This window comes from Plebeiibacterium marinum, assembly GCF_026013615.1.
GTDB classification, from domain to species: Bacteria; Bacteroidota; Bacteroidia; order Bacteroidales; family Marinilabiliaceae; genus Saccharicrinis; species Saccharicrinis marinus_A.
Map to the genome: position 1 here is coordinate 1 of NZ_JAPDPI010000097.1, position 3,028 is coordinate 3,028.

Genomic DNA, 3,028 nt, shown 5'->3' on the forward strand with positions numbered 1-3,028 from the left:
AATGCAACTGCCGGAGTAACACCATAGTCATCCACTATCTTTTTCAGCTTCGTGTACAATGAATCCGGAACTTCAAACTTGCAAGTACCATTCATATCCTTGTAAGTCTTGATAAGGTCATTGCTGATACTTTTAATTTCAGAGGCGTACTTGCTTGTTTTGCGGATAGTCTTTTCGGTAGCTGCCTTTTGAATTACCTTATACAAAAGCGATACCTGACGTTCTGTAACCTTCTTATTGTGGAAGTTCAGATAACGCCTGATTACTTTAATCTCCAAAGGCATCAAATCAACCTCGATGGGTTTTCGTTGTGCTTTTTTGGGTGCTGCCGTTTTCTTTGTGGCAGTCCGTTTTGGTGCTGCTTTCTTGGTCACATTTTTTGTCGATTTTTGTGACGAGGTAGTCTTCTTCTTCGCTGGTGCTTTCTTAGGTGCAGGGCTTTTCTTTTCTGAATCCTTTAGGTAAGGTTCAACGATTTTGAAATGATTATCCAACATCTCTTTTATGTCCTTATCCTCATTGTAGAAATCGGCAAATGAATTGAACTCTTTATGTGCTTCCTGTGCTGCTTCAGGCAACTTTTTGAAGTCAATATTTTTGGTAGCTTCCTTGTAGTTTTTGATTGTTAATTTCATACTATCTGATATTAAGTTTTTAGTACACTATTTATTATTCGCTGCCCTTCGCAAGGGCTTGTTTCTGTTTAATGCGAATTGCTTTAGCCCTGATTTTGGCAAGTTTGAGTTTGCGCTCTTTGCCCACTATCACACCTTTGTTCACGCTGCCTTTTTCGGTGAGGTCGATGTATTCATCGGCTCGTTTATCGGTAAATGGCTCAAATGATTTTATGGATAAATGCTCCTTGATGGCATAAATCAGGTTATCAAAGCATTTGTTGATGTAAATGCGTTCCTGACCTTGCGGATAAACGGGATGAGAAAACATGCCTCCTGATACCAAGTAGTTATTTACCCGGTCCTTTTCTTTTAGCTTGTCGTAAACATAGCATTCAAAGCTTCGGGCAAACATCTCTGCAATATCTTTCCAATAAGCACCTTGAAGTTTGGAATAGTGATACAGGTAGCTGTCAGTTCTACGCTTCTTAGTCTCGTCAAAATCATTGTAGCTAACCGCTTTATCTTCCAAAGCATAATACCCAAAGCGGAGCATTAGGATAAGCGAAACAATACTTGTATGCACCACAGATTGCCTTTCCTGAAATGTCGGCACAACCTTCTTAATTGAAGTCTTTAAAATATCCTTGAACCAATCTTTTGTTGGCGATGAATTACCACCTATGAAATACTTCTTTTTGTACCCTAAACTTTCAATGATGGTATTCAGATAGCTTTCTGTGCGTAGCGGTTTGGTTGATAATTCCAAGCCATTCAGATAGTGGTCAAAGAAATGTCCCCACTCATGGGCTACCGAACCGTCACCGTTTCGTTTGGTCAGGTTGATAAGTTGGCGTGTTGGGTAATAAGTTGCCATTGCTTTACCACCACGACCAAAAGCACCAAAAGCAATAGCCAGGGCTTCGTTTATGGATAGGTTGATGTCTAGCACCTCGCATAAATCAACGATGGCTGCAACAAAGTGGCGAATGTGTTCTCTGGCTTCATCATCCTTTACATAGTTTCCTAATGTGAGCGATTTAAAATGAAGCTTTTTGATAACCGTGTTTTCATCCGCTTCTTCAATTAATAAACCGCCTGTGCGTTTGATATATGATAGCGGTACAGCTTCTATTTTAGGCTTGCTGCTGCTTTTTGATTTGCTTGTTTTCTTTGTTTCTGCCCAGCTCCAATCCGGTTTAAATTCCTTGTATGGGAATCGTTCTTTTTGCTCATCGTATTCTCTTTTTGCATCATTAATAAACCGTGTGCAAACCTGAGTAACATACCTTACATAGTCCTCCACAGTCCGAACGCTGCTCAACATACCTCCCTGAAAAGTCAGGTTGTTTTGCTTGTGGCGTTTCATATCGGCAGGAGAAAGAATTTGCTTTGCCGAATCAATGCAATCCTGTTGGCGTTTTATTCGCTTATCAGTGTATTCTTTCAGCCTCTTAGCATGTGGAGCTGCCTGTTCTTTTGTGATACCTGAATACTGGTGGGCTTTCATGTAGGTTTCTTTAACCGCAGATGTAGTCCGATAGCCCTTAATGGTAAAGACAATATTGCGAAGTGCCTTACCGAATATCATCCCAAAATCATGCTTACCCACAATCTCACCATTATTAGCAATGGTATCGAGTTGTTGTAAATCCGTAATTGAAATAGCATCATTGAGAACACTTGTAAAAGCCTCCGCCATTTTCACATATTGCTCCCTGGCTTCTTTGGTGTTGGCATGTGGCTTTGCCGGGAAAGCCTGACGAACCTTTACTTTCAAAAATGCACAACCTGAATCCGTTCCATTTTCTTTTTCTGCCTGTGCGTCAACCTTTGGGAAAACCTTATCCTTTTTAACCAGCTCGATGGCGGTAGCTTCATCCTGTTCGATGCTGTTTAAATCGCTACTTCTGATAAGCTTATTGTACATGGCTTGTTCTTTCCTGGAACCATGAACACGCTTCCCGGCATCTTTAAATTCCCGGTTCTTTTGCTTCTCCTGTAAAGCCTTTTCTACTTCTGTATCAATATCCCCAAGGTCATCTTTCAGGGTTGCTAAGTTGGCGCAATAGTTTTCGTATAAAGACCAATTATCGCTGATAATGAAGAAACCATCATTAGAATCTGGCTTATAACCTTGCTTTGTTTTGTAGCCATTCCGACCTTCAATGAACCCTTGTTTGGGCAATATCCAAACGAAGTCACCCTTTCTAGGTTTGTAGCGAGTGGCAATAATATCGGTTGCTTTTTCAAAACCTTTATAGATAGGCAAAGCATTGACATTAACGCCCTCTTTAAAACCATTGGCTAATATGGAATCCTTTGATTTTCCTTTGGTGCGAATATCCTTGTGGATGGCTTTGTACTTTTTATAAAACTCCTTTTCCGTCATAGTATGGTCTTGATTTTAGGAT

The 3,028-nt window shown here is 40.4% G+C and carries 2 protein-coding genes; both read right to left on the reverse strand.

What is annotated here, in order from left to right:
* Positions 1-635 (reverse strand): hypothetical protein (locus tag OM074_RS20935; RefSeq protein ID WP_301202659.1); only part of this gene is annotated, 635 nt, incomplete at its 3' end.
* 34 nt (positions 636-669) lie between these two features.
* Positions 670-3,006 (reverse strand): LPD1 domain-containing protein, encoded by a 2,337-nt coding sequence (locus tag OM074_RS20940; RefSeq protein ID WP_301202660.1) that lies wholly within the window; start codon positions 3,004-3,006, stop codon positions 670-672.
* Positions 3,007-3,028 lie beyond the last annotated feature (22 nt).

Bases quoted from the DNA above. Each gene is read 5' to 3' on its own strand.
- OM074_RS20940 (WP_301202660.1), bottom strand. From the start codon at position 3,006: ATGACGGAAAAGGAGTTTTATAAAAAGTACAAAGCCATCCACAAGGAT.